This window comes from Acidovorax sp. GW823-FHT05D11, assembly GCF_058795695.1.
Window position 1 is genome coordinate 2,761,721 of sequence record NZ_CM179502.1, and the last position, 26,552, is coordinate 2,788,272.

A 26,552-nucleotide genomic window follows, 5' to 3' on the forward strand; every position below is an offset into this window, starting at 1 on the left:
GATTCCGTATGGTTGGCATGGCAGACTGCCTTGAACTGTGCACGCACAGTCCAGTTGTAGTCAGCAGGTTTGGGCCATGGGCGGCTCGCGTCAGCAATCAGGGAGCCGATTTTGAAATGCATGAACTTTGCCCGCTTTACCGGGCGTGTATTGGTTTTGGGAAGTTGCCACAGCAGGTTTGCAATGTGCATGTGGCACGGCGCAAAGCGCATGGAAAATAGTTCGTCATGAGTTACGCCCTCCATATCTGGGACCAGCCCACTCCGACGAACTGGGCCGAGGCGCAGGCCGCGTTCAAGCGCCTCGCCGACCAGCGGGCCGCGCTGAATCCAAAGTTCGTCGAGCTGGCCCAGCGCATGAAAGCCGCGTTTCCCGAATACGGCGATGCGTGGGACCTGGGCACACCCACCGCGCTGCCGGACGATGCGGTCTTGGCCGTGGACATCCATGATCTGACGCTGTTCTATCCCCGGCTCGTGGATGCAGCGGTGGAACTGGGACTTAGCGTCTACGACGACAGCACCGGTGAATGTTTTGTGCCCGGCCCTTGGCGGCTGTCGCCTCAAGGGCGAGAGCATTTGGCCTGGAGCAACCCGGCGCCAGCGCCTGCAAAGCTGCCCGATATCGAAGGCCGCGTGCGAGCGCTGGTCCATCCGCAATTGCACACGCACGGGTTCAGGCTGGAGATCGCGAGGTCGTCGTCGGTCACGATGCAAGTCCACTGGCTCCGGGATTCGCCCCTGGGATTGCAGCGAATCTCGCTCGGATGGAAGAGCCGCTCGGACGGCGCGTTGTACGAGGCTCGCACATCAGCAGGGCTTCGTCCGGTGCTGCCGGCAGAGCTGGCGCCGCTGTGCGAACCGCAGCACATGATTGATTTGCACATCATCCATGCGGGGGTGGTGCAGCAGTTCGTCAGCCCGTTGCGGTCCGGCGCCTATGACATCAACCCGGTGGAAATTTCGAACCCAAGCCAGTTGGATCATTTCCTGGCAGCGACTGCGGACTGGCTGATAGCCGAGGTGTTGCCTGTCTTGGACCAATGCCGGACATTGGCGGACTTTCTGGTCTATGACCTGGGGGAGCCGCGCCAGGCGATCGCCGTCAAACCGTACCAGGCTAACCTCGTGCGGGCCCACTGGGCCGGGGAAGCCAACATGGAACAGCGTTTTGAGCTGCTGGTCCAGCGCTGCGCTCACCACAACATGACCCCGTACTTCCTGAACGCAACGCACCGCGCGATTCAAGCTGACGACCTGCGAACACTGTTTGGCGCAGGACGCGTGCCCACGGCGTGAACTGCCGCCATGGCCACGCGAACGCCTTTGCCATGGACGCATGAAAGCTGGCCGCCCAACAACGGTAAGCGAGCCGCCGAGCAGGCGACGGCCAGGTTGCGCATGCCACCCATACTCGGCGGGCAGTGTCCTGCCAATGCATCCCCCGGCTGCAGCTGTGCTTGCCCCGCGCAGGAGTCCCGACAAAAGTCGTGGAAAATAGAGGGTTTTCTGCCGCAATCCATGGGGCAGGACATCCGCCCGGCCTCCCAATCCTTTTTGCTCCTCTGAGCTTGTCCATGTCAGACGTCAACTCCTCCAAGATCTCTGTCGAGAAAATCGGCGGCACTTCCATGACCGCCTTTGGCGATGTGCTGCGCCACATCATGCTGCACGATCCCAAGCGCATCTATGGCCGGATCTATGTGGTGTCCGCCTACTCGGGCGTGACGAACCAGTTGCTGGAGCACAAGAAGACGGGCGAGCGCGGCATCTATGCCCTATTTGCAGAGGGCAAGGGCTACCAGGACGCCCTGACCCAGCTGGCCGCCAGCCTGAAAAAGCTGAACGCGGGCTACGCCGACCTGGGCCTGCCGCTGGATGTGGCCGATGCCTTCATCGACCAGCGTATTGGCCAGGCGCGTGAGTACCTGAACGCCATGCAGCACGTGCTGGCCAGCGGCTACTTGAGCCGCAAGGATGTGCTGCTGGCCGCGCGCGAGGTGCTGGCCTCCATTGGTGAGTCGCACAGCGCGTTCAACTCGGTCGAGATCCTCAAGGCCAGTGGCGTCAACGCCATCCTGATGGACCTGGCCGGTTTTGACGACAACGAAGCCTGGACCATTGACGAGCGCATCGCGCAAAGCTTCAAGGGTCTGGACCTGAGCGACAAGGTGGTGGTGGCCACCGGCTATACCAAGGGCACCGAAGGCATCATGCGCGAGTTTGACCGCGGCTATTCCGAGGTCACGTTCAGCAAGATCGCCGTGGAAGTGCGCCCCGCAGAGGCCGTGATCCACAAGGAATTCCACCTCTCGTCCGCCGACCCCAACCTCGTGGGCCTGGAAAACGCCATCGTGGTGGGCGCCACCAATTACGACGTGGCCGATCAGCTGGCCGACGTGGGCATGGAAGCCATCCACCCCAAGGCCGCCAAGCCCATGGAACTGGCCGGCATCCCGATCCGCCTGAAGAACACGTTCGAGCCCGACCACCCCGGCACGCTGATCACCAAGGACTTCGTGGGTGAGCGCGCGCGTGTGGAGATCGTGACCGGCACCGACAAGGTCACGCTGATCGAGATCCACGACCCCAGCATGGTGGGCACGGTGGGCTTTGATGCGGGCTTGATGAACGTGTTCTGCAAGCACGATGTGAGCTACATCCTGAAGGCAACCAACGCCAACTCCATCGCCCATCTGGTGTGGGACAACCAGGTCACCCCCGAACTGGTGGCGGAGCTGCAGGAGGACTACCAGATCGTGACGATCAAGCCCAGCGCGATTGTGTGCACCATCGGCTCCAACATCGGCATCCCTGGCGTGCTGGCCAAGGCCGCGCAGGCGCTGGCCGATGCGCGGGTCAACGTGAACTGCGTGTCCCAGACCCTGCGGCAGGTGAACATGCAGTTCGTGATCGAGCGCGAGGACTACAAGACGGCCATCAAGGCGCTGAACCTGGCGCTGTGCGTGAACTCAGGCACTCCGGTTCCACGCGTTTGAAGGAATAGCTGCAGGCTTGCCTGCCGCTAAGCCCTTCCATAAGGAGCCCGCCATGCGCGGGCTTTTTATCGCCTGGATGTCTCCGTCAGGCGGTGCCGAGCAGTCTTTCGAACAGATCCGTTCCGCCCATCTGTCCACCCTTGAGCATCAACTCCAGCCCGTGGCGTGACGGGTCTGCGCTGTGCGCGCTGCTCAGCGTGACGCCGGGGCAGACCGTGGTCTTGTACGACAGCCCCCACAACTGCAGCGCCTGGACTGCGTGGCTTGACGTGTCACCGCCAGCGATGCCGATGCGGCGCAGTGGCGCGCCGCGTTCTGCGCGGGCTTGCACTACGCGGGCGATCAGATCGGCGCTGGCCTGGGCGACATCGGTGGAAGAGGCCGCAGCGGCCAGCGGCGCGCCGTCCGTGGGACCGGTGAAGGCCAGTACGTTCTCTCCGCTCTGCAGCCCCGCGCAGATGGCGTCTCGCAGACCCTGGGCGTAGCCCGTATCACTGCACAGCCGTTGGGCGTCCACTGCGATGCGGTGGTATGCGGTGGCGGTCTGCACTTGCGCGGCGGTCAGGGGGGACAAGCTGCCCGCCCAGGCCAACACCGGCCCGTCGGCGGGTGCCAGTGGTGCAGCGGCTGCGGACGCCGGCTTGCCCCAGTGGGCGACCAGCGCCTGGGCCACGGCGCTGGAGCCCACGGCCAGCAACCGGGCATGTTGGGACTGCTGCCACAGCAGGCGGCCCACGGTGGCCAACTGGCCGGGCGTGGTCAGGTCCAGCAAGGTGGGCGCCATGGCGTGGGACGCTGCGTCATGCGCCAGCAGGGCTTGCAGGGCGGCGTCCAGGCCGTCGGTGGTGGCTTCGTATAGCGGGTAGTGCAGGGCGGCGATGCCCTCCAGCCCTTGGCGCGCCAGATGGAGCCGAAGATCAGCCTCGCCCATGGGCGTGACCGGGTGCTGGCGCATGGTGGGGTGCCGGTCGATGCGGTGCACGGCGCCGCCCGTGCCTGCGGCAGCGAACAGGTTGCTGAACGCGCAGTAGCGTCCCAGGCTGGGCTGCCCGCCCACGATGGGCACCCAGCGGTTGCTCACAAACGGGTGCAGGGTCTGAATACCGCAAGCGATGTTGCCGACATGCGGGGCGCTGTCGAAGGTGGAGCACACCTTGTAGTGCAGCACCGGCGGCGCCAGCTTTTCAAAGAAGCGGCCTACAGCGGACATCTCGGCCCGCATGGCCTCTGGCGGCATGGCGCGCGCAGCGCCCGCGATGCCCACCGCATCGAGCGGCCCGGCGGCGGCCAGGGCCTCTGCGCTGGGCACGCCCATGAACAGCATCGAGCGCAGGCCGGCCTGGGCCAGCACGGCCAGGGTGTCGGTGGCGCCGGTGAAGTCGTCGCCGTACCAGCCGTACAGGGGGGCACTCGTCGTCATTGTTTATTTCTTGCCGAAGAATTCGATCGCACGGCGCAGCTCGGATGCGTGGGTGGCGCGTTGGGCCAGGGTTTCGCCCGTCTGCACCGCATCCCACGCCTGCTGCAGGCTGGCCACGCCCGCAGCGGGGCCGTCGGGGTGGGCCAGGATGCCGCCGCCGGACATGAACAGCAGGTCGTTGGACTGGATGCTGTCCCAGGTGGCAGGCACGGTGCCGGCCCACTGGCCGTTGGAGAAGGCGGGCAGCACGCGGTCGTCCAGGCCTTCGCACAGCGGGTCCAGGGTGTCGTGGGCGGATTCGATGACTTCCTCGTCGGTCTGCGAGAACTTGCCCTGCAGGCCATGCACGTGCATGTGGTCCACGCCCGCCAGGCGCCACAGCGTCTGCCAGGCGTTGAACGAAAAGCCCAGCAGCGGGTGGCGCGACAGCGCGCCGTAGCCGTTGCGGTGCCCGTGCAGCGCCAGCGGGCTGTGGCGGCGCAGGGTTTGCACGGCCGAGTAGCCGCACCAGTTCAGGCTGACCATCACGCAGCTTCCGCCTTCGGCGGCGATCAGGTCCGCATGGCGGCGCATGGCATCGGTCTCGTCGGTGATGTTGAAGGCCACCATCACCCGCTTGCCGGTCTTGTCCTGGTGGGCGCGCACCCGGCGCATCACGGCCTTGACGCGGTCGGCCAGTGGCGCGTGAACGGGGTTGGCGCAGACCTCGTCGTCCTTGATGAAGTCCACCCCGGCGGCGCACAGGCGGCCTGCCAGGTCGCCGGTTTCTTCGGCCGACAGGCCCACGTTGGGTTTGATGATGGTGCCGATCAGCGGGCGGCCCTGCACGCCGGTCAGCGCGCGGGTGCCGGCGATGCCATGGCGGGGCATGTCGAACTGAGCGCGGTACGCGCTGGGCAGTTTCATCGACTCCAGGCGCAGGCCGGTGACCTCGCCCAGGTCGTACAGATTTCCCGACACCGTGGCGGCCAGCGTCGGCAGGTTGGGCCCGATGTTGTCGCACGGAAAGCTCACCCGCAGCCGGGCCCGCTGCCAGGTCTGCGGCGTGTCGAACATGCCGCGCCGCTGCATCCAGCCGTTGGGCAGGGAGGGCGCGGGCGCCACGTCCAGCAGCTCGACCGACTCGACCGTGGCGCGGGCGCGTTCGCGCAGCGCGTCGGTCTCGCCCTCTACCCGGGTGAAGGTGCCGCACGACTGCTCGCCCGCCAGCACTTCGGCCACGTGAGCCGGGTCCAGCGGGGTCTCGATCAGGTAGGTGGCTTCAAAGCGGTCTGGGGACATGGGGTGTGTTACTACTGTTTTGATAGCTGCTAGCGCTTATGGGATAAGCGCTAGGGGCTAATTTGGATTGAAACTCAGACCTTCTTCAGGCCTTCATCAGATCTTGGAGAGATCCGGGAACGGCCGCACCGGGTCCGTCGTCCCGTCCCACGTTTCCGACTCCGCACGGATCAGGTCGAACATGCGGCCCTTGGGGCCCGCCACTTCCGACAGCTCGATCACCGTGCCCGGGTGGTACTCGGTGTCGAAGTAAACAAAGCGGCCTTTTTCGCCCACCTCGCCGCTCATCGCCGTCTTGAAGCCCTGGGCCGTCAGGCGCGCCAGGTCTGCGTCGTAGTCGCTCGTCCAGTACGCCACGTGCTGCAGCCCGGTGCGCCCGGCCTGCAGAAAGTCGCGGTACATCGACGGCACATCGTTGCGTGTCTGGATCAGCTCGACCTGCACATAGCCCGAGTTGGCCAGCGCCACCGAGTTGTGCGGCTCGTAGCGCTCGCCCTTGTACACGTAGTTCTTGATCGGGACCTTGGGGTTGTAGAACCAGGGGCCCACGCCCAGGGTCTTGCTCCAGTAGTCCATGGCGGCTTCGATGTCGTGGACCACATAGCCAAGTTGGCGGATGGCGCCGAAATGACGGCTCATAAGAATTTCCTTTGTTGGTGATGGACCAGGGCAGGGCGCAGCTGAGCGGGTGGCATGGCCCACCGCCCGTCATATCGCCCCATGTCGCAGGCGTTGTGTTGGAAGGCGCTTACTTGGCGCCGTCGATGATTTCTTTGGGGATCGGCACGCCCGCGTACTTCACATGGATGTCGTTGAGCTTGCCGTTGGCCAGGTTGGTCTTGATCCAGCCGTTCACGGCGGCCATCAGCTCGGGTTGGCCTTTGCGCATGGCCACGCCCAGTTGGTACGACTGCAGGATGAACTTGGTCTCAAAGTCGCGCGACGGGTTCTTCTTGGCGATGGCCGCAATGATCGGCGGCGTGATGGCCACGATGTCGGCCTGGCCGGTGGCGGCGGCAGTGATGGAGGCGGACTCGTCGTCAAACCGCACCACTTTGGCCTGCGGTGCGCGTTCGGTCAGGATCTTGTCTTGCGGGCCGCCACGGGTTACGGCCACGGTCTTGCCCGCCAGGTCTTCGATGCTGGTGAGCTTGAGGCTCTTGGGCGCGCCCACCGCGGCCTGGATGGCGCCGTAGGGGATGGAGAAGTCCACCGCCTTCTGGCGCTCGGGCGTGATCGACAGCGACGAGATGATCAGGTCCACCTTGTTGGAGAGCAGGTTGGGGATGCGCGCGGAGTTGGTGGTGTTCACGATCTCCAGCGTCAGGCCCAGGTCCTTGGCCAGCAGCTCGGCGGCTTCCACGTCCGAGCCCACGGGCTTCATCTTGTCGTCCACAAACCCATAGAACGGCGCGCCAAAGTCGATGCCCACGCGCAGCTTGCCGGCGGACTTGATGTCGGCCAGCTCGGCCATGGCGGGCACGCACAGGGCTGCGGCGCTGACGGCCAGCAAGGTGCGGCGGAGGATGAGGGAAGCGGTCATGGTGTTGTCTCCTGGTGGTTTTTGAATAGCGAATCGAAAGGGGCAGGCCTGAAACTCAGAGCCCGTGAGAAAGAAAGTCGCGCAGCTCGGCGGTCTGCGGGTCCTTGAGCATGTCGCCCGGCCCCGTCTCCCACACCTTGCCTTCGTGCATGTAGATGATGGTGTCGGCCACACGGGCGGCAAACTCCATTTCGTGGGTCACCAGCACCATGGTCATGCCGCCCTGGGCCAGGGCTTCGATCACGCGCAAGACCTCGCCGGTGAGCTGCGGGTCTAGGGCAGAGGTCACCTCGTCAAACAGCATCACCTGCGGCTCCATCGCCAGCGACCGGGCAATCGCCACGCGCTGCTGCTGCCCGCCCGAGAGCTGCTCGGGGTAGGCCTGCGCCTTATCGGCCAGGCCCACCTGCTGCAGCGTGCGGGCGGCAATCTCGCGCGCCTTGGCCGTGGGCATGTTCTTCACGGCCTTGGGGGCCAGCGTGATGTTCTGCTCCACCGTCAGGTGCGGGAAGAGGTTGTAGCTCTGGAACACGATGCCCACGTCCTGGCGCAGCTGGCGCAGGTCGATGGCCGGGTCATGCACCGCGTGGCCGCAGACGTTGATGGTGCCGCTGTCGATGATCTCCAGCCGGTCGATGCAGCGCAGCGCCGTGCTCTTGCCCGAGCCGCTTTTGCCGATGATGGCCACCACCTGGCCTCGGGGAATAGCAAACGACACGCCCTTGAGCACCTGGTTGCTGCCAAAGCTCTTGTGCACGTCTTTCAGTTCGACCACGGGCTGCCGCTGTTGTCGTTGTTCTTGTGCAGACAGAGCAGCTTGCGCAAAAGGGTGCACAGCAGCGTCTTGGGCGAGGTTCATGGTGTCTTCTCGTTTCATGCGGTGGTCACAGGCGGGGTGGCTACGCCACGGTTGTTTCCAAACTGCTGGCGCTGCTCCAGCTTGCGGCTCCACACCGACAGCGGGTAGCACATCGCAAAGTAGACGATGGCGATCAGCAGGTACACGGTGAAGGGCTGAAAGATCGAGTTGTTGATGAGCTGCCCGGCACGCACCAGCTCGATAAACCCCACGATGGACGCCAGCGAGGTGTTCTTAACGATCTGCACCATGAAGCCCACCGTGGGCGGCGTGGCAATGCGCACTGCCTGCGGCAGCACCACCAGCCGCATGCGCTGGGTGCGCGACAGGGCCAGGCACTCGGCCGCCTCCCACTGCGTGCGCGGCACCGACTCGATGCACCCGCGCCAGATCTCGCCCAGATACGCGCTGACGTAAACAATCATCGCAATGCTGGCCGCCACGATGGCGGGCAGCTCCAAGCCCGCAATGGACAGGCCGAAGTAGCACAGGAACAGCACCACCAGCAGCGGCGTGCCCTGAATGATCTGGATCCACGCAATCGTCGCCCAGCGCACCGCCTTGATGGGGCTGACCCGTGCCAGCGCAATCACGCCCCCGGCCAGGCCACCGCCCACAAACGCAATCAGCGACAGCCCCACCGTCCACAGCGCGCCAAACAGCAGGTACTGCAGGTGATACGAGTTCAGTCCACCGTCGATCATTTGGCGTTCCCCAATTTGCGTTGGCGCGTGAACACGATCTGCCCGAACACCCATAGCCCGAGCCGCATCAGCAGCGACAGCGCCAGGTACGCCACCGCCACCAGGATGTAAGCCTCAAACGGGCGGAAGGTCTCGGACTGCACCCGCGCCGCCACGGCGGTGAGTTCTTCGACCGAGATCTGCGAGGTGATGGACGACGCCAGCATCAGCAGCACAAACTGGCTGGTGAGCGCGGGGTACACCTTCTCCATCGCCGGGCGCAGCACCACATGCCAGTACACCTGCCTGCGCGTCAGGCCCAGGCACTCGGCCGCCTCGATCTGGCCCTTGTGGATCGAATCCATGCCCGCCCGCATGATTTCGCAGGTGTAGGCCGCCACGTTGATCACCAGCGTCAGCAGCGCCGCAGCAAACGCCGACACTTTGAAGCCCAGGCTGGCAAGGCCAAAGAACACCAGAAACACCTGCACCAGCAGCGGCGTGTTGCGCAGCACTTCTACATACGCACCGCAGGCCCGCACCAGCCAGCGCTGGTCGCTGCGCCGGCCAATGGCCAGCAGCGTGCCGCCAACAAAACCAATCACCGTGGCGGGGAAGGACAGCAGGATGGTCATCCAGGCCCCCTCCAGAAACTGGGGCCAGTTGGCCAGCACGCTGGCAAAGTCGAACTCGTAGGTCATGAGCGGGGCAACCGTGCGCGTCAGTCAGCGTGTGCTGGCGCGGCGGCCAAAAGCTGGCGGCTTGCCCTGTGGGCGCAGGCGAGCGTGAGCGGAAATACTAGGCATGTCTTTGTCTCCTGCGTGATCGGCTTGGCAAGCGTTCCAGCCGTCACAACCTAGGGTTTGTACTGATGGGTTCTGATGCCTTTCAGCACCGAACGCCGAGTGATAGTATCCGCAGAATCCATCAAATACCAGCAATCTGGATGATGGTTTTTGATTGAATCGCACATGGCCCAAACCCCGCCCAACCCCAGCAGTCCCCGCAGCCCGCGCATCCCCGACATCGCCCAGCTGTCCGGCGTCTCCACCGCCACGGTCGATAGGGTGCTGAACCAGCGCTCGGGCGTGCGCAACGCCACCGCGCAGCGGGTGCTGCAGGCCGCTGCCACCCTGGGCTACCTGCCGCAGGCCGAGCTGCACGCAGCGCTGCAACCCCAGCCCCTGCGCCTGATGGTGTTGATCCCCGAGGGCAGCAACCGCTTTCTGCAAATGCTGGGCGACGTGATCGGCTACGCGCAAGACCACTGGGCGCCGTTCAACGTGCGCTGCCAGGCGGCGTATATCGAAAGCTTCAACCCCGATGCGCTGGCAAAAGCACTGCTGCACTACGGCAAGCGCTGCGACGGCATCGCCTTCATGGCGCTAGAGCACCCCGTGGTGCGCGAGGCCGTGGCCCAGCTGGCAGAGCAGGGCGTGCCCACCGTCACGCTGATCTCGGATTTATCCAACTCGCGCCGCGTGGCCTACGTGGGCCTGGACAACCGCGCCGCCGGCCGCACCGCCGCCTACCTGATCGCCCGCTTCATGGGCCCGCTGGCCCACAGCCGCAAGGCGCATGTGGCAATGATTGTTGGATCACTTCGCTACCGCGCCCACGAGGAGCGCGAGGCGGGCTTTTTGCACCTGTTTGAAGAGCAGTTCCCCCTGGTGCAGGTGGTGGGTGTGCGCGAAGGCCAAGACGACGCCGAACGCAACTACCGCCAGGCCCGCGCGCTGCTGGAGCAGCACGATGACCTGGCGGGCATCTACAACATCGGCGGCGGGGCCGAAGGCATCGGCCGTGCGCTGAAAGAGGCGGGCGCAGACCGCAAGATCGTGTTCATCGGCCACGGCCTCACGCCGGATACGCGGGCGCTGCTGATTGACGGGACGATGGATGCGGTGATTACCCAGAACCCGCAGGGTGCGGTGATGAACTGCGTGCGGATATTTGCGAATCTGCGGGATGGGAGGGAGCCGACGAGCGGGGTGGAGACTACGCGGAGCCAGGTGATATTTCGGGAGAATTTGCCTTAAGTAATCGGCGCATCCCGGGCTCGTTTGCAGCCAATTTTTGTAGATCAAAGGCGCAGATTCTGATGATGCTCACTTTTCGGCCAACCGTCTTCGGTCGCGGTGCATGTTCCGAAGTTGAAGTAGGTGCATTGCGCCGATTGATCAATGCGAAGGCGTTCTTTCGTTGTGCTCTGGTTGCCTGCAGCGTAGACTTTCACCGATCTAAAAGGGAGTTAAGAGTGGCACGTGACACGCTAAGTGATTTGTCAAATCTCATTGAAGAGACTAAAGACCGCTCGGGCAACGAAGCCGAGACTCGACACAGAATAATAGACTTTGTTCTACATGACGTTTTGTCGTGGCCCCGTAATAGGGTTAAAGTCGAAGAATATATATCTCCCGGATTCGCAGATTATGCCCTAACCAAGCAAGATGGGACTCACCTCCTCTTTGTCGAAGCAAAAAAGGAGGGTATTTATTTTCAACTCCCAATTCCTCATGCGAACGGTGAGACATCGTGTTTTATTAACATAGCCAAACTTTTGACAGATGATCATGTCAAGAGTGCAATGACTCAGGTGAGAACGTACTGCATTGACACAGGATGCGAGTATGCATGCATTACAAACGGTCACGAATGGATTTTTTTCAAAACATTCGAAAAAGGGAAAAGATGGGACTTGCAGAACGCTTTTGTAGCGCGGAGTCTCAACTTCTTCAAAAATGAATATACAAAAGCGCGGAATGCATTTAGTTTTACAGCAATAATTGATCATGCGTCGCTGCCAGCAACGTTAAGTACGAGCACTCCTAAAGATCGTGGTATTTATTATCCTAGAGAGAGGATAAATTCATACTCTCATCCGATTAAATCAAACTGGCTGGCTGCCAAAATCAGACCCGCCGTAAATTACTATTTCGGAATAATAAGCGATCAAGATAGTGATTTCATGGAGCGTTGTTATGTATCTCAGCGCGAATATCAAGACACTACCGATGGTATGCGGTCTTTGATCCATGATTCAATATCACCGTACTTTGAGGGATATGGCGTACAGCAGCTTGATGATACAGGTAAGGGCGGTCGACTGGGCGGGCGACTCACGAAGAACATAAAAAATAATATTAAAGGCGAGGTACTTGTATTATTCGGCGGAAAGGGTGCGGGGAAGTCGACATTTATTAAACGCCTGCTTCATCACAATCCGCCACGCTGGTTATTGGAAAATTCCAGAATATGCATTATTGATCTACTGAATGTTCCCGAAGATACCGGCGTCATACGAGATACAACATGGAGTCGGTTGGTAGGCGCTTTAGATTGCGACCACTTGTTGGAAGGATCAAGGGACGAATTGACAAGCGATTTGTTCAAGGACAGATTTCATGTTGCCGAGAAACAGGATTTGGCCGGCCTTAATCCAAAATCGGAGGCTTATAACACTAAGTTGAACGCACTGGTAGGCTCATGGAAAGCTGATCGTGTCTATTGCGCAGAGCGGCTGGTAGCTTTCTGGAAAACAAAAGGGCGCGGCGCTATTGTGGTAGTTGATAATACCGATCAATATCTCTCTAAAGTGCAAGATTTTTGTTTTACATTAGCTCAAGAAATCGCAAATACCCTTGGCTGCGTAGTTCTCATCTCCATGCGAGAGGAGCGCTTCTACGACTCGAAAATACACGGTGTCTTGGATGCGTATCAGAACTCCGGATTTCACATCAGCTCTCCGCGTCCAGCAGAAGTTTTTCGTAAGCGACTTGATTATTCGGTTCGATTGCTAAAAGACGTCAGTCTTCCAGCGCCACTGCTTGCAGACTTTGATTCGACTGTCTCAGACGCTACTTCGACATATTTCTCCATACTGGCTCGTGAGTTTTCGAATGATTCATCTCCGTTGAATGGATTTTTAACTGCATGTGCGCACGGCGATATTAGATTATCACTCGACTTGTTTCGCGCATTTCTCCTTTCTGGGTATACAAATGTTGACGAAATGATAGCTAATGGGCATTGGAGCTTTCAGAGTCACCAAGTTATTAAACCGGTAATGATCCCGGATCGCTATTTTTACGATGAATCGCTGAGCAGGATTCCGAATATTTTTCAGCTGAGAACAACTCGACTGTCGTCTCACTTCACAGCGCTACGCATTCTCAGAAGATTGAGCAAAGGTCTGGATAAAGGTTCACCTTCGTATTTTGATATTGCGGAGTTGAGAGCATATTTTGCGGAAACGTTTGGCATGTTGGATGATTTTGAGAGTAACACTGACACACTTCTGAAGCATGGATTTATCGAGGCAAATAATCGATTGGATGAGTACTCAAGTTCTGTGGATAGCATAAAAATCACAAGATACGGTACTTACATGGTAGAGGGGCTTGCATGGGACTTTACCTATCTCGATCTAGTTTGTACCGATTGTGGAATATATGACGAGCAGGTGAGTAACTATCTAACTGAAGCAGCCAAGGAAGAATATCTGTTATTTCTCAAGGGCGAGCGCGTTCGTAGAGTTCAAGTCCGACTCGCACGGGTCGAGGAATTTATAAAATATCTAGAAAGCGACGAAACTCGAGAGCGAGATATTTATTCTCTAGGAATGCCAGTAGAGGAGATGTTTACTGCCAAGATCAGGGCAACTTTCGATAGAGAGAAGAATCGAGTTCTCCGGAGCGCAAAGCGACAAACATCGCGCAGGGGAGGCTAAATTAGTCCTGTGTAAGTCTCGCTCGTGCAGTGGTACTGGACGTCTATAAGCCTGTTTTCATCTTGGGAGCCACGCATTAGTTCTAACAACTAACCGCTACTGTATTAATAGCAACAGATGATTAGGCAATAAGCGCTACAGCCTGTTTTTACTAGTCTTCCGCGTGAGCCAATCCTGCTTGCAGGCTTTCAGTCTCTGCAAGGTCGGTTAGCGCGCCACTCAGCCCAGGATGCACAAATCGGTACCCATGCGTCAGCGCAGCACGCGGAGCAGCGTTCTGTCCGTCCAGCAGCAGGTCAGACATTTCTCCCAGCAAAGTTCTCAATGGCAGCCCCGGCATGCGCAGCCAAGCGCGTCGGCCAAACGATGCTGCGAGTGCATGCGCAAATGTGGCCTGCGTCACCGCCTCAGGCGCCACGGCATTGACGGGGCCTTGCAGGGTTTGGTGCGCCATCGCAAATCGCACCAGCCCCACCGCGTCAGCCAGATGAACCCAAGGCGCAGGTTGGCGACCATGCCCCAGCACAGCCCCCAGGCCCAGGCGGGCGGCCAATGCTTGCATCGGGTAGGCACCACCCCCGTGCCCCAGCACCACGCCAAACCGCATGCGCACCACCCGCACGCCCAGCGCTTCGGCGCGGCGCGCCTCGTGTTCGATGGCCGCGCACAGGTCAGACTGGAACTCGCCCGGGCGGGGTGGGGCGGTTTCGTCCAGGGGCTCCATGGATGCGTTGGGCGATGCTCCGTAGAAGCCGACGGCCGATGCGCTGACGAGCACGCGCGGTGCCTTTTGTAGGCGCCGCATCAGGCTAACGACTGCCACGGTGGTGTTGACGCGGCTGGCCAGCAGTTGGCGTCTGCGCGCCTGGGTCCATGGCATGCCCAGCACGCGGGCGCCTGCCAGGTTGACCACTGCGTCGATGGTCGTTTCAGACGGGATGGCATCCAGCGTGTCCACCACCCACACGCCGGGGCCAAAGCTTGCGCGGGCCTGCAGAGCGTCGCGGGACAACACGATCACCCGTTGGCCGTCGCGCACCAGGTCGGCCACCAGGGCGCTGCCCACAAAGCCGGTGGCGCCGGTGACCAGGGTGGCTGGCTGGGGTTGGAGGCCACGGGCATGCAGGGTGGCGCTGGGTTGTGCAGGCGGTGCCGTGCGGTAGAGCTTGATGGCGGCCAGCGTGTTGCGCACGCTCCACGCCCACACGCCGATGGCATAGGCCGTGAACAGCCACGAAACCCAGCCGTGCGGGGCCAGCACCATGGCGGTGGGTTGCTGCACCCAGGCCCATAGCACCGGGCCGATCAGGCCCAGGAAGAGGCCGTAGCTGATGGTCAGCACGGTGTGCAGCACGCGCTCGAACGGCGGCAGGCGCCGGGTACGGTCTTCTTCCAGAAAGTCGGCCAGGGTGATGCCCACTTCGATCAGCAGCAAGGCCGCCAGCACGGCGGCAAAGGCGCCGCGCCATTCAAACCAGGCCAGGCCGACAAAGACAACGCCGTAGATGGCTTCGCGCGCGGCGTGCAGCGCCAGTTCATACCGTGCCGAGGTGCGCTGCGGCAGCCGGGCTTCGAGCTCGTGGTGCCACAGGTTGTCAAACGCGCCCAGGGCGGCCTGGATGGAAAGCAGCAGAAAGATGGTGTTCATGGCGGTCATGGTGTGAAGGCCTCAGTGGGTAGAAGAATGGGTGCCAGCGGGGTCGGCGCAGTCGTCGGTCATGGGATCGATGACGGGATCGGTGAACACGCCGGATTGGTGGAAGGTTTCGCCCCACAGCGGGTGCACCATGCTCAGCGTGAAGCGGAACTGGCCTGCACCCAGGTCGGTGTGGGCAACCCGGCAGGTGCCGGGCGTCAGCAAGGTCGGCACGGGGATGCGCAGGCCCGCCACCACCCACCAGAAGCGGCGGCTGCGGAACACCAGCGCGCCGTCTTCTTCCAGCACGTCCAGCGACATGGCCAGGCCGCCGTCGGTGCGCTCCAGCAGGGTGCCGTCGGTGCCCAACTCCTTGGTGGACCGCACGGTGCGGTCCGCGCTGTTGTCGGTGCCGTTTTCGGTTTCGGTGCCGGTGTGAAAGCGCCGCTCCCACACCACGCCGCCGCGCCCGTTGTGGCTGACGTTCACGGTGGCGGGCAGCGCTGTGGTGTTGATGTGGGTCAGCGGGCCGCCCCAGGGCCGGGTCAGCGCGGCGTAGACGTGGCCGATCTGCGAGCAGCGCAGGTCCATGTGGCCGTGGTAGCTCACGTCGGCGTGGGCGGTGCCAAAGCGGCGTTGCACGGCGGCGGGCAGGCGCGCCCAGGCTGCGGCGCCGGCCAGGGCGGGCAGGTCGAGTACCGGGCTGGGCTGCGCTGGGTTGGCGGTGCAGTGGCGGGGCGCTGGGGCGAAAAGGGCAAACATGGCGGGCTTTGTAAGAGTGGCGGTTGCACTCTCTATTGCGAAACCCGGGCCAGCCTCAACGGCCGCTGCAAGTACTTGATTTCATTGAAATTTGCTTGCTGACCTGCATACTTGGTTTACAGTGCGCGCAGCCCCCACCGTTAACCCCAGGAACAGGTCACGCCATGATCACCACCACCGTCTGCACATGCTGATCCACGCCGTCCTCGGGTTTTCGGTGCTTGAAACGCTGGTGCTGGCAGCCCTGCTGCTGGCCTGGGCCGACCGTGTGGCGGGGGCGCGGTTGCTGGCGGCTTTTTTGATCGGCATTTCGCTGTGGATGGTGGGCAACGAGCTGCCCAACTGGCTGGGGCCTGAGACCGAACCGGTGGCGATGCGCTTGCTGGCTACGGCGCCATTTACCTCTGCGCTGTTCTTTCATTTCTGCACCGTGTTTTGCCGGGTGGACCTGGGGCGCTGGGGCGTTGCGGCGGCCTATGCGCTGGGCGCGACTGCGTCGGTGGTTTCCATCATCCTGGTGCCGGGGCACTTGATTGAGCACCGCGACATTGGCTTTATTGCGGTGGCCGACCCGGTGGGCACCATCGCCAGCATGGCCTGGGTCATTTTGGGCATTGGCGGTGTGGCGGTGCTGCTGCTGGCCTTGCTGCGCGCGCGTCGGTCGGGTGATGGGCAGAAGTTTCGGCAGATTGCCGCCGTTACCGCGTCGTGCCTGTGGGGCCTGCTGTGCCTGGCGGGGTACGGCATTGCGGTGCTGGATTTGCCGATCTACCCATTTCCGCTGCTGGGCCTGCCGCTGTATTCGTTGATTCTGGTCTACGGCATCTTGCGTTATGGCGTGTTTGTGGCCAACGCCTGGGCACGCCGCGCCCTGGTATGGGCGCTGCTGTTGGCGCTGGGGGCGGTGGTGCTGGCGCTCACGCCGCTGCTGCCGTTTGAGTCGCGCTGGCTGGGTGGCCTGGCGGTGGCGGCCAGTGTGCTGGCGCTCAACGGCCCGGTGCGCCGCGTGGCCGAGCGGCTGGTCTACCCGGGGGGCGAGGTATCGATTGCCGACCTGGGCGCCTGGCGCAGCGCGCTGCTGTCGGCCGAGACACCCCAGGCCCTGGCGCAGCAGGCCGCAACGTTGCTGAGTGCACGCATTGGCACGCAGGTGGAGGTGCAGATTGGCGCTCCGTCCGCATCAACAATACCCTCAACGTCGTCAGCGCCATCAACTCCACCCGGCAGCACCCCGCAGCTGGTGTGCAACCCGGGCGAGCAAGGCTGGCAAACCACGCTGCAGGGCTGGGACGCCGCACCGCCCGGCCCGCGCCACGTGGCCGAACTGTTTGGCACGGTGGTGGCCGAGGCGGCGGTGCGCGTAGAGCAGGCCCAGCAGTTTGCTGCCCGCGAACGCGAGCGCCAGTTGCAGGCGCGGCTGGCCGAGCTGGGCGCGCTGGCCGCCACGGTGGCGCACGACATTCGCAACCCGCTCAACATCATCTCGATGGCCGTGGCCGCTGCGCCCAGCGACACGCGGCGCGAGGTGGCCGACCAGGTGGCGCGTATTGCCAACCTGACGCACGACCTGCTGGACTTTGCCAAGCCCTGGAAGCTGGTGCCCCGCGAGCTGGACCTGGCCGCCCATGTGCGCAACGCAGCCCTGCGATTGCCTGAGGTGAGCCTGGGTGCCGGCCTGGCCCAGCCGCTGGTGCTGCAGGCCGACCCCCGGCGGGTGGACCAGGCGCTGACCAATTTGCTGGAGAACGCGCGCATCGCGATGGCCTCCGATGCTGCCGATCCCGATGGGGCTGCAGATGCCATAGCGGCAGCCACGCACAGCCCCGTACACATCGACGCAGAAACCACCGACACCGCCGTGCTACTGCACATCTGCGACGCGGGCCCCGGCGTGCCGGACGAAATCCGCAGCCGCCTGTTCGAGCCCTTCGCATCGCGCAGCCCCGGCGGCACCGGGCTGGGCCTGGCCATCGTGGCCCGCATCATGGCCGCGCATGGTGGGTCGGTGGCGCTGACTGAGCGGCCACCTTGGAGCACGTGTTTCACGCTGCGCTTTCCTTTGACGACGACGCAACGCCTGCCATGACCGCCAACACCACATACAACGCAGCCGACACCCCGCCGGATGCAGAGCAAGACGCCACGCCGGTGGGCGGGCCGCAAAACGGCCATGTGCTGCTGGTCGATGACGAGGCAGCCTTTCAGCGGCTGGGCGGAGCCTTTTTGCGCAACCTGGGCCACACCGTGACGCTGGCGGGCGATGGCGACCAGGCCCTGGCCGCGTTTGCCAAACAGCAGCCCGAGCTGGTGCTGCTGGACCTGGCCATGCCCCCCCACATGGACCCGGAGATCGGCCTAGAACTGATACCGGGTTTTGCACGCGTGCCGGTGGTGGTGTTGACAGGCCACGGCGACCACGCGCTGGCCCTGCGCGCCACCGAGCTGGGTGCCTGGGACTTTCTGACCAAGCCCATCGACCCCGACATGCTGCGGTTTGTGGTGGCGCGCGGCCTGCGCAAGGCGCGGCTCGATGCCGAACTGGCCGCCCTGCGCGCAGGGCAGTCGCTGGATGACCTGGGCATGGTGGGGCAGGCGGCCGCCACGGTGCAACTGCGCGCCCTGGTGCGCCGCGTGGCGCCCACCCACGTCAGCGTGCTGGTGCTGGGCCCCACGGGCACCGGCAAAGAACTGGTGGCCCGCGCCTTGCACGCCTGCAGCGCCCGCCGCAGCGAGGCCTTTGTCGCCATCCACTGCGGTGCCTTGTCGGCAGAGTTGCTGGAGAGCGAGCTCTTCGGGCACATGAAAGGCAGCTTCACCGGCGCCTACCGCGACCAGCCCGGCCTGGTGGAGGCCGCGCACGGCGGAACGCTGTTTCTGGACGAGGTGGGCGAGATGCCGCCGCCCATGCAGGTCAAGCTGCTGCGCTTTTTGCAAGAGGGCACTTTTGTGCCTGTGGGTGGCCGTGTGCCCAAGCGCGCCGACACCCGCGTGGTGGCGGCCACCCACCGCGATCTGGAAGCGATGGTGCGCGACGGTACGTTCCGCGAAGACCTGTTCTACCGCCTCAAAGGCGTGGTGCTGCGCACCCCGTCGCTGGCCGAGCGGCCCGCCGACATCCCGCTGCTGGCCACCCGCTTTTTGCACCGCGTGGCGCACCGTGCCAGCCTGTCAGCCAGCGCCTTGGCGTGGCTGATGGCGCGCGAGTGGCCGGGCAATGTGCGCGAGCTCAAAGCCGTGGTGGAGTCCGCCGGGGCACTGCTGATGCCCGACCAGCGCGAGGTGGATGCCGAGCTGCTGCAACTGGCCAGCGGCGATATGCCCGACGTGAGCGACACCGCAGCGAACCTCAAAACCCATCCGCCGGCCCCGCCCGGCAGCACCGGCCCCCTGGACGCCGCGCTGATGGAGCTGGAAGTGCGCATGGTGCGCGACACCATGGTGGCGGTGTCGGGCAACCAGTCTGAGGCGGCGCGGCGGTTGGGGATTTCGCGGGTGGGGTTGATCAAGAAGCTGACGCGGCTGGGGTTGAAGTAAGCCCGCGAGCGCGACCACAGGCACAGGCACCTTTGCGGCCTAGGCGCTGACTGGAAGGAAGTGCGCGCCGCCCCTAGGAGCCGACCGCCGCGAGGGGTCAGGTCGGTCTGACGGTGGATTCAACGGATGCGGGCGAAGTCGATCCCTCTTTCGCTTGGCGCACCGCCGGCGCGCCGCGTTTGCTGATGAGCAGAACCCCCGCCAGCACCAGCGCGGCCCCCGCCATCTGCGGCCAGGACAGCGGCTCGTCCAGCAGCCAGCAACCGAAGAAGATCGTGAGGATGGGGCCCAGCGTGCCCACCAGCGCGGTTTGGGCTGCGCCGATGCGGCGGATGGCCGCCGAGGTCATGAATACCGGCAGCACGGTCGAGAAAATGGCCATGCCCAGCGCGTGCAGGTAGACCGGGGCCGGCTGCACCAGGGAGCCCGCGGGCTGGGACACGATGAAGTGCGCCAGCGTGGCGACCGTGGAGACCAGCATCGCCAGCGCCGTGAAGCGTGCCGCGCCCAGGCGCCGGATGGCGGGCTCGCTGCCTGCCTGGTAGAACGCGTACGACACGGCCGAGCCGAACACGAAGCCCGCGCCGATGAGCACGGCGTGCGTGTCGCCCGCAATGTGCAAGTCGTGCGCGAAGGCCAGGCCGATGCCCGCGTAGGACAGCAGCAGCGCCCCCATCTCGCGCCGGGATGCCCGCTTGCCCGTGAACAGCACGCCGATCAGGATGGTGAGCGTGGGGTAGGTGAACAGGATCAGCCGCTCCAGGCTGGCGGTGATGTACTGCAGGCCGATGAAGTCGAGGATGCTCGCGCCGTAGTAGCCCAGCAGGCCCAGCGCGATCACCAGCAGCCAGTCGCGCCGGGTGAGCGGGGCCAGGTTGCGGCTGGCACGCCAGCCCACCCAGGCGAACACGGGCACGGAAAACGCCATGCGCAGGCACAGCAGGGTGACGGAATCCACCGGCACGGCCTGGGGCACGGCATAGGCCAGCTTCACGAAGATGGCTTTGAAGGAGAAGCCCAGCGCGGCCAGGATGGCGAGGATGAGGCCGAGGCGTTCGGCGGACCAGTGTTTCCAGGGCATGGGATGCGGGCAGATGGTGTGGGCGCGGGGGGAAAGGGCGCGCTGCAAGTGGTCAGGGCATGTAAAAAATGCGAACGCCATGCAGGCTCAAAGGCGGGCCCAGAAAGATCGATGCGCCCGATGGTGCCTGCCGGGCGCGGCGGGCACAATTGTTATTGCCGCAACCGTCCGTTCGTTGTGGACGAATGCCAAGGGGCCTCCATTGACCTATGACCTGATCGATCTGCGCCTTTTTGTCGCCATTGCCGAAGAGCGCAACCTCACGCGCGGCGCCGCGCGCGCCTGTCTGGCGCCGTCGTCGGCCAGCCACCGGCTGCGGCGCCTGGAGGAGGCGCTGAACACCGCGCTCTTCGAGCGCCAGACCCGGGGCCTCGTGCTCACCCGTGCGGGCGAGGCGCTGCTGCGCAATGCCCGCCAGGTGCTGGCCAGCATCGAGCAGATGCATGCCAACCTCTCGCCGTTTGCCACCGGCATCCGCGGCCACGTGAGCCTGTGGGCCAACACGCATGCCACGCACACCTTCCTGCCCGACGACCTGGCGGGTTTCCTGAAGCGGCATCCGCAGCTGAGCGTGAGCCTGGAGGAACGCACCAGCGCGGACATCGTGGTGGCGGTGGCCAGCGGCGAGATCGAGGTGGGCGTGCTGGCCGACAGCGGCTCGGGCGCGGGGGTGGAGCTGGCCCCGTACCGGCAGGACCGCCTGGTGCTCATCGTGCCGGCGGGCCATGTGCTGGCCGGGCGGGCGAAGGTGGGGTTCGCCGAGGTGCTCGACCACGCGTTTGTCATGCTGCACGCGGGCTCGGCCATCCACACCTTCACGATGAATGCCGCCGCCGAGCTGGGCCGGCACCTGGACGTGCGCATCCAGGTGCGCAGCTTCGAGGCGGTGTGCCGCATGGTCGGGGCGGGCGTGGGCATCGGGCTGGTGCCGCGCGGCGCGGCCTTGCAGGTGGCGGGGCTGAGCGAGCCGCCGGTGGTGGTGGAGATGGACGAGCCCTGGGCGCAGCGCGACCTGCAGATCTGTGTGCGCAAGGGGGCGGTGCTGTCGGGTTTTGCCCAGGCGCTGGTGGCGCACCTGCGCCTGGGCGCGGGGCCCTTGGGCTGATCAGATCAGGCGGCGGCTGCGGTGGTCACCGTGACGCCACCCGCCTGCAGCTTCTTGCGCAGTGCCGCGGGCGTGGACGCGGGCACCACCAGGGCCGCCAGTTCGCCGAGGGGCGCAATCGTGAAGGGCGATGCCGCGCCCAGCTTGTCGGCGGATGCCAGCACCACGGTTTCGGCCGCGCGCTGGTGCAGGGCGCGTTTCACGGCGGCCTCCTCGAAATCGCCCGTGGTCAGGCCCGCTTCGGCATGCACGCCGGTCACGCCCATCAGGTACAGGTCCGCGCGCAGCTGCGCGGCGGCCTCGACCACGCTGGCGCCCACGTTCACCATCGAATGGCGGAACAGCCGGCCGCCCAGCACCAGTACCTCGATCTGCAGGTGTCCGGCCAATGCCACGGCCACGGCGGGGCTGTGCGTGACCACGGTGGCGCGCAGCGCCAGCGGCAGGTGCAACACCACCTGCAGCGAGGTGGTGCCACCGTCGAGGATCACCACCTGGCCAGGCCGCACCAGGGCCGCCCCGGCACGGCCCAGGGCGCGTTTGTCTTCAGGGGCCAGCTGCTCACGGGCCCGCAGGCTGCCCACGGCGGCCGAGGCGGGCAGGGCGCCGCCATGCACGCGCTGCAGCAGGCCCTCGGCGGCCAGTTCGCGCAGGTCGCGCCGCACGGTGTCTTCCGAAATGCCCAGCTCTTCGCTGAAAGCCTTGGCCACGATCTGTCCGTCCCGCCGAAGGCGGTCGAGCAGGAGTCGCTTGCGTTGTGTGGTCAGCATGGGTGGGTTGCGCGAATTTGCATGTTTGTGCATGATATTGCACGTATTGAATATTGCAACACCATGCCCGCCCCTTCCGACACTGACTTTCCGCTGCTGGTGCTGATCGCCGGCCCGTACCTCTCTGGCACCGACGGCGACGCGGACCGCATCGCCGCCAACCGGGCCCGCCTGGAGGCGGCCGCGCTGCCGATCTACGAGCGCGGCCATCTGCCCCTGCTGGGCGAGTGGCTGGCATTGCCCATCATCCATGCGGCGGGCGGGCGCGAGCCGGGCGATGCCGTCTTCCATGCCTACCAGTACCCCGTGGCAGAGCGGCTGCTGGCGCGCTGCGATGCCGTGCTGCGCCTGCCCGGCGCGTCGCGTGGCGCGGACATGGACGTGGCGCGGGCCCGGGCACGCGGGCTGCCCGTGTTCCACCACGTCGATGAGCTGCCCCGGCGCCAGGCTGGCGCCCGGGGGCATGCCGCATGAGCCGCCCGGTGCCCGCCGTGCCCATCGCCGAGCTCAATGCCCGCGCGGAGCACGTGAAGCTGCTGGACGTGCAACTGCTGTCCGACAACTGGTACGTGCTGCGCAAGGTCAGTTTTTCGCTGCGCCGGCGCGACGGCCAGTGGCAGACGCTGAGCCGCGAGGCCTACGACCGGGGCAACGGCGCGGCGCTGCTGCTGTTCGACCCGCGCAGGGGCACGGTGGTGCTCACGCGCCAGTTCCGGCTGCCGGCCTTCCTCAATGGGTGCGCGGACGGATTGCTGGTCGAGGCCTGCGCCGGGCTGCTTGACGGGGACGACCCCGAGACCTGCATCCGCCGCGAGGCGCAGGAGGAAACCGGCTACCGCGTGCGCCAGCCGCGCAAGGTGTTCGAGGCGTACATGAGCCCGGGTTCGGTCACCGAGAAGCTGCACTTCTTCATTGCCGAGTACGAGCCGCAGGACCGCGTGCGGGCTGGAGGCGGCCTGGTGAACGAGGGCGAGGACATCGAGGTCATCGAGATGCCGCTGGCCGAGGCCCTGGCGGGCATCGCCGGGGGCGCCATCCAGGACGGAAAGACGATCATGCTGCTGCAGCATGTGGCGCTGCAGCAGCAATTTGCTACTGTTTAGATAGCTGCTTGCGCTTTACCCATGGGCGCTGGAGGCCGATTTTCTTCAAACCTGTGCACCAGCGGGCGCGGTGGCTAGGCCTTCTTCTTGACCAGCCCGTAGATCACCAGCAGCACGATGGCACCGGCCACCGACGCGATCCATCCGGCGGGCGCGCCGGGTGCGTACCAGCCCATGGCGCTGCCCACATAGCTTGCCGCCAGCGACCCGGCAACGCCCAGCACGGTGGTCATGATCAAGCCCAGCTTGTCGTCGCCGGGTTTCACGGCGCGCGCGATCAGCCCGACGATGAAGCCGACGATGATGGTTCCGAGGATGGACAGCATGCAATTCCTTTCAATCAAGAGTGCGCAGGCCCGGCAGTGGGCTCCGGCAATGACTGTAATGGCATTTACGGAGCCGGCGGCTCGGAACCCGTTCCAGGTCTTTTCGGGGATCGCATTGGCGTGCAATCGCCCGATGACATTCCAGCCTTCGGGCAAGCGCCTTGCCGGGCGGCTTGCGGCGTTGCGGCGTTCCGTCGCTTGCCAGTAGCCGGGCTGTCGGCGGGCTCGGTGCGGGCTATCCGGGCGGCGCGCCTCGCCTGGCATCCCATTGCGGCCAGGCGCTTGCGCGACCTCTAGAAAACCTCGAACAGGCTCAGTGCCTCACCAGCCGCAGCGGCTCGCCGATGCGCGCCTTCACCACGTCCTCGCGGTGGAAGGGCAGGGTGTGCCACTGCTTGGCCGAGAACAGGCGCATCTGGTCGTTGGCGTGTGGCGATGCCGGGTTGGTGGACTGGCCGTAGGTCAGGATGGCCTGGGCCACCGGGCCTTTGGCGTCGAAGGTCACCGTCTGCACGTAGCTAGTGCCGTAGTCGATGCGCAGGCCACGCGCATTGAGCGGCGCGGGTTCCTGGCGGCCCAGGTTGTTGAGCACGCCTTCGAACTCCTCGCCGCCATGCAGCGCGATGGGCTCTTCGGTGATGTCCGGGCGCTGCACGCTGCCCAGGGTGGCGTCCAGCGCAAAGCCGCTCGCGCGGACGGTCTTCACGGCGCCGTCCAGGGCTTCCCACACCTTGGCGGCGGTGGCGGCGTCGTCCATCTTCAGGCCGGCGGGCGTGGCCACGGGTCGTGCCGGATCGAACGGCACGCGGTGCACGCCGGGGATGTTGTGCGCGGTGCGCCAGAACTCGCGGAACACATGGGCGCCGCGCGCGTCCAGGTTGTTGCGGCGGTCCCAGCCCTTCAGGGCGGCGCAGCCGCCGCGCGACTCTGCCGAGGGCGCCTTGTCGCAGGCGGCCAGCAGGTCGGGCACCACCACCTGGGCCATGAAGTTGCGGTTCTGGAACAGCTGGTCCTGGATGGCCTGCAGCGTGACCTTGCCGCGGCCGAGCATCTCGGGGATTTCCGCGAGGCCGGCGCGCGTGCGGGGCCGCGTGAGGCTGGCGTCGCCCACCATGGGCGAGATGCCGTCGAACTTCTGCCCCGGGTGGGTGTAGACAAAGCTGTCGTTGCTGTTGTGCACCCAGTCCGTGCGGAAGGCCACCGGCATGCGGCCGATGGGGATCAGGCCCGGGACGGGCGATGCGCTGTCGCGGCGCCAGTCGCAGTCGGCGCGCGATCCGTTCAGCACCACCAGGCCTGCGGCGGCCCGCAGCGCGGCGGCGGGCTGGCTGGGGGCGCAGCGCGCGAGCTGCGCGGCGTCCATGTCCGGCACCACGCTCACGTCGGCGTACATGGCCTGTCCGCTGCGGTCGGCCGCCAGGGTGTTCACCCAGGGCAGGCCCAGGTTGGCGTGCGCCTTGTGAAGGTCCTGCACCGAGCGGGCGCGCGCAAAGGCCAGGGCCGCGTCCATCATGCGGGTGTTGCCGGTGTTGGCGTCGCGCAGGGCGTAGGCGGTCCTGGCGTTCCAGGTCAGGCCGGCGCGGGGCACCACCACCAGCGGGCCCCAGCGGGTGGACCACACGGTGTGCTCGCGCGCCTGGAGCTTGCCGTCCGGGCCGGGAACCTGGGCGCTGACCTTGCGGGCCGTCATCTTCTCCGGCTTGCCGTCCACCAGGTAGGTCGTGGGATCGCCCTCGGCCAGCGTCACTTCGTAGAAGGTGAAACGCTTGCCGGTGGACACCGTGTGCGACCAGGCTACATCTTTGTTGAAGCCGATGGAGACCATGGGGTAGGTGCCGATGCCCACGCCCATCACATCCATCTGGCCGGGGATGGTGAGGTGCATTTCATAGAAGCGGTTGGGGCCGCTCCACGGGAAGTGCGGGTTGCCCAGCAGCATGCCGCTGCCGTTGGCCGTCACGTCCTTGCCAAAGGCCCAGGCGTTGGAGCCCAGGGGCGAGTCGAGCAGGCCCACGTCGCGCAGGGCCTGGGCGGCGTCGGCCAGCTCCACGCCAGGGGCGGGGGCCTGCGCGGCCTTGGCGGCGGGCGGCTGGGCGCCCAGCATGCCGTCGGCCAGCGCGGCGATACCGGCCTGCACGGCCACCACTTCGGCCATGCGGCGGTACTGCGCCAGCGTCATGGGCTGCACCCAGGGCTTGCCGCGGCAGGCATCGGGCAGCGCGGCGGCGTTGTCGGCCAGGTAGCGGTTGTAGCCCGCCACGTAGCCGCGCGCCATGGCCTGCACCTGCGGGCTCGTGGCCGCCCAGTGGCGCTCCAGCGCGGCGTCGTCCATGTGGGCGGCCATGAACAGGTCGATCTGTTCGTTGGGAATGTAGCGGCGCCCCAGCAGGCCGATGGCCTGGCCGCCGAAGGTGCTGCTGCGCTGGCCGCGCGCGGTCACGAGCTGGTCGGCCGTCATGCAGACGTTGTCCTGCGCATAGGCATAGGCCACGCCGTAGGCCAGCGATTCGGGGTCCTGCGCGGTGATGTGCGGAATGCCGTAGGTGGTGCGCTCGATGGTCACGCCGCGGTCGCTGCCCGCCGCGCCGGGCTGGATGGCGCAACCCGCCAGAAAAAGGGCGGCGCAGGCAGCGGCGAGGGTGGTCAATGCCGTCGTCTGGCCGGCGGTGGCTGGGGTCTGTCGCATGGGTTCAGGTCTCCTGGGTGTTGGACCCGCGGGCGG

The 26,552-nt window shown here is 64.9% G+C and carries 22 protein-coding genes; 9 read left to right on the top strand and 13 right to left on the bottom strand.

Features of this window, described 5'->3' with window-relative positions; all coding sequences use genetic code 11:
* Window positions 1-227: 227 nt before the first annotated feature.
* A complete protein-coding gene (locus AC3RCE_RS12895; RefSeq protein WP_492255336.1) occupies window positions 228-1,298 on the top strand; it encodes a hypothetical protein in 1,071 nt (356 codons plus the stop codon).
* Window positions 1,299-1,576: 278 nt separating this feature from the next.
* Window positions 1,577-2,998, top strand: coding sequence for an aspartate kinase (locus AC3RCE_RS12900; RefSeq protein WP_369642409.1), 1,422 nt, complete (start codon window positions 1,577-1,579; stop codon window positions 2,996-2,998).
* A gap of 85 nt (window positions 2,999-3,083) precedes the next feature.
* On the opposite strand, the gene AC3RCE_RS12905 is transcribed toward AC3RCE_RS12900, so the two are convergent.
* The 7 genes from AC3RCE_RS12905 to AC3RCE_RS12935 all read right to left on the bottom strand — a co-directional run bounded on the left by AC3RCE_RS12905 (window position 3,084) and on the right by AC3RCE_RS12935 (window position 9,485).
* Window positions 3,084-4,418: a four-carbon acid sugar kinase family protein gene (locus AC3RCE_RS12905; RefSeq protein WP_492255337.1), complete on the bottom strand. Its 1,335-nt coding sequence runs from the start codon at window positions 4,416-4,418 to the stop codon at window positions 3,084-3,086.
* 3 nt (window positions 4,419-4,421) lie between these two features.
* The gene (locus AC3RCE_RS12910) at window positions 4,422-5,699 is read right to left on the bottom strand and encodes a ribulose-bisphosphate carboxylase large subunit family protein (protein ID WP_492255338.1); all 1,278 of its coding nucleotides are present in this window, start codon (window positions 5,697-5,699) and stop codon (window positions 4,422-4,424) included.
* A 96-nt stretch (window positions 5,700-5,795) separates the two neighbouring features.
* Window positions 5,796-6,338, bottom strand: coding sequence for a VOC family protein (locus AC3RCE_RS12915; protein ID WP_492255339.1), 543 nt, complete (start codon window positions 6,336-6,338; stop codon window positions 5,796-5,798).
* Between the two features lie 109 nt (window positions 6,339-6,447).
* Window positions 6,448-7,242: a transporter substrate-binding domain-containing protein gene (locus AC3RCE_RS12920; RefSeq protein WP_492255340.1), complete on the bottom strand. Its 795-nt coding sequence runs from the start codon at window positions 7,240-7,242 to the stop codon at window positions 6,448-6,450.
* A 55-nt stretch (window positions 7,243-7,297) separates the two neighbouring features.
* On the bottom strand, window positions 7,298-8,101 hold the full coding sequence (locus AC3RCE_RS12925) for an amino acid ABC transporter ATP-binding protein (RefSeq protein WP_492255341.1): 804 nt from the start codon (window positions 8,099-8,101) through the stop codon (window positions 7,298-7,300).
* A 14-nt stretch (window positions 8,102-8,115) separates the two neighbouring features.
* Complete coding sequence (locus tag AC3RCE_RS12930) at window positions 8,116-8,805, bottom strand: amino acid ABC transporter permease (protein WP_492255342.1); 690 nt, start codon at window positions 8,803-8,805, stop codon at window positions 8,116-8,118.
* A complete protein-coding gene (locus AC3RCE_RS12935; RefSeq protein WP_116749924.1) occupies window positions 8,802-9,485 on the bottom strand; it encodes an amino acid ABC transporter permease in 684 nt (227 codons plus the stop codon). The genes AC3RCE_RS12930 and AC3RCE_RS12935 overlap by 4 nt, the downstream gene beginning before the upstream one ends.
* 270 nt (window positions 9,486-9,755) lie before the next feature.
* On the opposite strand from AC3RCE_RS12935, the gene AC3RCE_RS12940 reads away from it, so the two are divergent.
* Window positions 9,756-10,823 carry a LacI family DNA-binding transcriptional regulator gene (locus AC3RCE_RS12940; RefSeq protein ID WP_492244947.1) on the top strand — a complete coding sequence of 356 codons (1,068 nt, stop codon included), beginning with the start codon at window positions 9,756-9,758 and terminating at the stop codon, window positions 10,821-10,823.
* Window positions 10,824-11,041: 218 nt separating this feature from the next.
* Window positions 11,042-13,513 carry a hypothetical protein gene (locus AC3RCE_RS12945; RefSeq protein ID WP_492255343.1) on the top strand — a complete coding sequence of 824 codons (2,472 nt, stop codon included), beginning with the start codon at window positions 11,042-11,044 and terminating at the stop codon, window positions 13,511-13,513.
* 151 nt (window positions 13,514-13,664) lie between these two features.
* Here the strand turns inward: AC3RCE_RS12945 and AC3RCE_RS12950 are convergent, their stop codons facing one another.
* Both AC3RCE_RS12950 and AC3RCE_RS12955 read right to left on the bottom strand, forming a co-directional pair.
* Window positions 13,665-15,161, bottom strand: a complete 1,497-nt coding sequence (locus AC3RCE_RS12950) for a TIGR01777 family oxidoreductase (protein ID WP_492255344.1) — start codon at window positions 15,159-15,161, stop codon at window positions 13,665-13,667.
* A gap of 21 nt (window positions 15,162-15,182) precedes the next feature.
* On the bottom strand, window positions 15,183-15,911 hold the full coding sequence (locus tag AC3RCE_RS12955) for a DUF4166 domain-containing protein (protein ID WP_492255345.1): 729 nt from the start codon (window positions 15,909-15,911) through the stop codon (window positions 15,183-15,185).
* 187 nt (window positions 15,912-16,098) lie between these two features.
* Between AC3RCE_RS12955 and AC3RCE_RS12960 the strand changes: the two genes are divergently transcribed.
* Window positions 16,099-17,997, top strand: a complete 1,899-nt coding sequence (locus AC3RCE_RS12960) for a sensor histidine kinase (RefSeq protein WP_218295088.1) — start codon at window positions 16,099-16,101, stop codon at window positions 17,995-17,997.
* A complete protein-coding gene (locus tag AC3RCE_RS12965) occupies window positions 17,994-19,445 on the top strand; it encodes a sigma-54-dependent transcriptional regulator (RefSeq protein WP_218295087.1) in 1,452 nt (483 codons plus the stop codon). The genes AC3RCE_RS12960 and AC3RCE_RS12965 overlap by 4 nt, the downstream gene beginning before the upstream one ends.
* A 97-nt stretch (window positions 19,446-19,542) precedes the next feature.
* Here the strand turns inward: AC3RCE_RS12965 and AC3RCE_RS12970 are convergent, their stop codons facing one another.
* Complete coding sequence (locus AC3RCE_RS12970; protein ID WP_218295086.1) at window positions 19,543-20,526, bottom strand: DMT family transporter; 984 nt, start codon at window positions 20,524-20,526, stop codon at window positions 19,543-19,545.
* Window positions 20,527-20,728: 202 nt separating this feature from the next.
* Between AC3RCE_RS12970 and AC3RCE_RS12975 the strand changes: the two genes are divergently transcribed.
* Complete coding sequence (locus AC3RCE_RS12975) at window positions 20,729-21,631, top strand: LysR family transcriptional regulator (RefSeq protein WP_218295085.1); 903 nt, start codon at window positions 20,729-20,731, stop codon at window positions 21,629-21,631.
* Window positions 21,632-21,636: 5 nt separating this feature from the next.
* Here AC3RCE_RS12975 and AC3RCE_RS12980 read toward each other — a convergent pair whose 3' ends face one another.
* Window positions 21,637-22,401: a DeoR/GlpR family DNA-binding transcription regulator gene (locus tag AC3RCE_RS12980; protein WP_218295084.1), complete on the bottom strand. Its 765-nt coding sequence runs from the start codon at window positions 22,399-22,401 to the stop codon at window positions 21,637-21,639.
* Window positions 22,402-22,464: 63 nt separating this feature from the next.
* Between AC3RCE_RS12980 and AC3RCE_RS12985 the strand changes: the two genes are divergently transcribed.
* Together AC3RCE_RS12985 and AC3RCE_RS12990 are read left to right on the top strand one after the other, a co-directional pair.
* Window positions 22,465-22,875, top strand: coding sequence for a DUF4406 domain-containing protein (locus AC3RCE_RS12985; RefSeq protein ID WP_218295083.1), 411 nt, complete (start codon window positions 22,465-22,467; stop codon window positions 22,873-22,875).
* Window positions 22,872-23,504: an NUDIX domain-containing protein gene (locus tag AC3RCE_RS12990; RefSeq protein WP_218338631.1), complete on the top strand. Its 633-nt coding sequence runs from the start codon at window positions 22,872-22,874 to the stop codon at window positions 23,502-23,504. The genes AC3RCE_RS12985 and AC3RCE_RS12990 overlap by 4 nt, the downstream gene beginning before the upstream one ends.
* Before the next feature lie 74 nt (window positions 23,505-23,578).
* Here the strand turns inward: AC3RCE_RS12990 and AC3RCE_RS12995 are convergent, their stop codons facing one another.
* Both AC3RCE_RS12995 and AC3RCE_RS13000 read right to left on the bottom strand, forming a co-directional pair.
* Complete coding sequence (locus AC3RCE_RS12995; protein ID WP_218338630.1) at window positions 23,579-23,830, bottom strand: GlsB/YeaQ/YmgE family stress response membrane protein; 252 nt, start codon at window positions 23,828-23,830, stop codon at window positions 23,579-23,581.
* 313 nt (window positions 23,831-24,143) lie between these two features.
* Entirely contained in the window at window positions 24,144-26,516 is a 2,373-nt protein-coding gene (locus tag AC3RCE_RS13000; RefSeq protein ID WP_492255346.1) for a penicillin acylase family protein, read from the bottom strand.
* Window positions 26,517-26,552: the final 36 nt, after the last annotated feature.